Raw genomic sequence first — 3,304 nt, forward strand, 5'->3', positions numbered from 1 at the left:
CCGCGGACCCGTCATCAGTACTACGGAACTACGGAACTACAGGTCCGCGGGTGTCCTCCGCTTCGGTTGTCCCCTGCTCGGCACGGGTCAGCCCGTCCGATCTGGGGGCCGGTCTGGTCAGAACGTGGACTGCATGGACTTGATGGGCATCTTCAGGTCGACGAGCATCTCCAGATCCGCCTCGGCGGGTCGACCCAGAGTAGTGAGATAGTTGCCGACGATGACCGCGTTGATGCCGCCGAGCATCCCGTCGACGGCCAGATCGCCGAGGGTGATCTCGCGTCCGCCGGCATAGCGCAGGATGGTGCGTGGCAGCGCGAGCCGGAACGCGGCGATCGTGCGCAACGCCTCCTGCGGGCTGATCACCGGAAGGTCGGCGAACGGTGTGCCCGGCCGCGGGTTGAGGAAGTTCAGCGGAACCTCGTCGGGCTCCAGCTCGGCAAGCTGGCCGGCGAGTTCCGCCCGCTGTTCCAGCGTTTCGCCGACCCCGATGATGGCGCCGCAGCACAGCTCCATGCCGGCGGCTCGCACCATCTCGCAGGTGTCCCAGCGTTCCTGCCAGCTGTGGGTGGTCACGACCTGCGGGAAGTGCGAGCGCGCCGTCTCCAGGTTGTGGTTGTAGCGGTGCACGCCCATCGAGGCGAGCGCGTCCACCTGCTCCTGGGTGAGCATCCCGAGCGAGCAGGCGATGTTGATGTCGACCGCGGCACGGATCGCCGCGACCCCCGCTCGGACCTGCTCCATCAGGCGTTCGTCCGGGCCTCGGACGGCGGCGACGATGCAGAACTCGCTCGCGCCGGTCTCCCTCGTCGCTTTCGCGGCCTCGACCAGCGACGGGATGTCCAGCCAGACCGCGCGGACCGGTGAGTCGAACTTGCCGGACTGGGAGCAGAAGTGGCAGTCCTCGGGGCAGCCGCCGGTCTTGAGGCTGACGATTCCCTCGACCTCGACCTCCGGGCCGCACCAGCGCATCCGTACCTCGTGGGCGAGCGCGAGCGCCTCGCTGATCCGGTCGTCGCCCAGCCGCAGCACCTCCAGCGTCTGCTCGGCCGACAGCCCTTGGCCGCGCTCCAGCACCTGCTCACGGGCTACCCGGAGGATGTCGGCGGCAGTCCCTACGTTCTCGTCGAGCCCCCCGAGGGCTGGCGGCGGGTTGGTTGTCGGCGGTTGCGTTGTTGGCGGCAGGGTCATGGGTGCGGCTGCTGCTGACGACGGCGGCAAGGCGGTCTCCCTGTGGTAGGTCGGTTACGGGCCCTCGACTCCTCCGGAGGTCCGAGAGGTCCGAGTCTCTGGGATCGCTGGAGGGCCAAAGGATGGGTCACGGTTTGTGGCTCTCCCGGAAGTCGTGGGCGTCGAAGGTGCCGCCGAGGGCAGGCGCGAGGCATGCCCGGGCGGTGTCGCGGAACACCGCGGCATCGGTCTGCCCCGCTCCCGCCGGCACTGCTCCGGCGAGCGGACGTGCGGCGAGCATCTCCATGTCCATGATGTTCGAGCGACAGGCGAGGTCGGGGACGGGTGGCCATGAACCGATGACGAGCCCGGCGAGTTCCAGTCCACGGTTCGCCAGTGCCTCCAGGGTCAGCGCGGTGGTGTTGAGCGCGCCGAGCCCGGCCTCGCTGACCAGCAGCACCGGCGCGGCCAACGTATGGGCGAGATCGGCCACGGTGGTGCCCTCGTCGTCGTAGCGGACCAGTAGTCCGCCCGCTCCTTCCACCAGGACGAGCCGGCGGTGCTCGGCGAGTTCCGCCACACGCTGGGCGACGTCGGACAGCTCCACCGGAGCACACCGGTGGAGGCGGGCCGCGGCAGCCGGCGACAGCGCCGCCGGGAACCGGGCGTATTCATGCAGGTCCTCGACCCCGGACAGGTCGCGCACATGGTCGAGGTCGCCGGGTTCGCCGGGCTCGACGCCGGTCTGGGCGGCCTTCACCACGGCGACGTCGACGCCCCGATCACGGGCCAGGGCGGCCACCGCGGCAGTGACGACCGTCTTCCCGACGCCCGTCCCGGTCCCTGTCACCACGAGGACCGTCATCTGGGTGTGCCAGGAGGGCCGGGTACGCCGGGAGGGGGTGTACCGAGGGCGGCGGCGAAAGCAGCGGCGGCCTGGGCCAGGTCGGTTTCGGTGAGGTCGGCGCGGGCCGCGACCCGCAGCCGGCTCGTGCCCGGGGGCACGGTCGGGGGGCGGAAGCAACCGACGGCCACCCCGTGCGCACGGCAGATCTCCGCCGCCCGCACCGCGCGTTCGGGCTCACCCAGGACGACCGACACAACCGCGCCAGCCGGCCGGGGCGCGCCGGTGAGGGCGGCCAGCCGGCGGGCGTGCCGTCGCACGTCGGCCGCGAGATCCGGGGTGGAGGTGAGTATCTCCACCGCGGCGAGTGCCGTGCCGGCGCAGGCCGGGGCCAGCCCGGTGTCGAAGATGAACGTGCGGGCGGTGTCGATGAGGTGCGCGCGCACGGCTGGCGGGCCCAGCACGGCACCGCCCTGGCTGCCCAGCGCCTTGGACAGGGTGACGGTGGCGATCACGTCCGGCTCGCCGGCGAGCCCGACGTCCGCGAGCGCCCCCCGACCGCCGGGGCCGACGACGCCGAGGCTGTGCGCCTCGTCCACGACCAGCAGCGCTCCATGGGCCCGGGTGACCGCATGCAACGCGGCCAGCGGTGCCAGGTCGCCGTCGGCGGAGAACACCGAGTCGGTGACCACGACGGCGTGCTGCCACGACCGCTCGGCCAGCGCGCTGTCGACCGCTTCGACGTCGGCATGCGGGATGACGAGCACCCGCGCCCGTGACAGCCGGCAGGCGTCCACCAGCGACGCGTGGTTGCGCTCGTCCGAAACGATGAGGTCGTCGGGTCCGGTGAGCGCGGTGAGCACGCCCAGGTTGGCCGCGTACCCGGAGGCGAAGACCAGCGCCGAGGCGAAGCCGGTGTGGTGGGCGAGGGCGTTCTCAAGGTCACCGTGCAAGGTGGTCGTCCCGGTGACCAGCCGGCTTCCGGTGGAGCCTGCGCCCCAGGTGCGCAACGCTCGCACCCCACCTTCGATCACTTCGGGATGGCGGGACAGGCCCAGGTAGTCGTTGCTCGCCAGGTCCAGTGGGTGCGCGGGATCCTCGTGAGGTGGGTTGCCCGGCGTCCGTCCGTCGGGCGTGCGTGGGCGCACGACTCGGCGCAGCCCGGCCTCTTCGCGGCGACGGGCATGGCTGTCCAGCCATCCAAGCGGATTGCCGACCACATCGGTGGTACGTGGATGCACACCAGGAAGCCTAGGTCAAAGGCGGTGCGATCATGGTTTTTGCGCCGCC

At 71.4% G+C, this 3,304-nt stretch carries 3 protein-coding genes; all 3 read right to left on the reverse strand.

The window, feature by feature from the left end; all coding sequences use genetic code 11:
• Window positions 1-117: 117 nt before the first annotated feature.
• Window positions 118-1,191, reverse strand: a complete 1,074-nt coding sequence (bioB, locus tag DD1DGNOD_RS05520) for a biotin synthase BioB (protein WP_131765546.1) — start codon at window positions 1,189-1,191, stop codon at window positions 118-120.
• Between the two features lie 127 nt (window positions 1,192-1,318).
• Entirely contained in the window at window positions 1,319-2,035 is a 717-nt protein-coding gene (bioD, locus tag DD1DGNOD_RS05525; RefSeq protein ID WP_131765595.1) for a dethiobiotin synthase, read from the reverse strand.
• The gene (locus DD1DGNOD_RS05530; RefSeq protein ID WP_131769593.1) at window positions 2,032-3,255 is read right to left on the reverse strand and encodes an 8-amino-7-oxononanoate synthase; all 1,224 of its coding nucleotides are present in this window, start codon (window positions 3,253-3,255) and stop codon (window positions 2,032-2,034) included. The genes bioD and DD1DGNOD_RS05530 overlap by 4 nt, the downstream gene beginning before the upstream one ends.
• Window positions 3,256-3,304 lie beyond the last annotated feature (49 nt).

Source organism: Candidatus Protofrankia californiensis (genome assembly GCF_900634765.1).
Lineage (GTDB): Bacteria > Actinomycetota > Actinomycetes > Frankiales > Frankiaceae > Protofrankia > Protofrankia californiensis.

Excerpts from the sequence above, each read along its gene's own strand:
- bioB (WP_131765546.1), bottom strand. The coding sequence starts at position 1,191 with ATGACCCTGCCGCCAACAACGCAACCGCCGACAACCAACCCGCCGCCA.
- bioD (WP_131765595.1), bottom strand. The coding sequence starts at position 2,035 with ATGACGGTCCTCGTGGTGACAGGGACCGGGACGGGCGTCGGGAAGACG.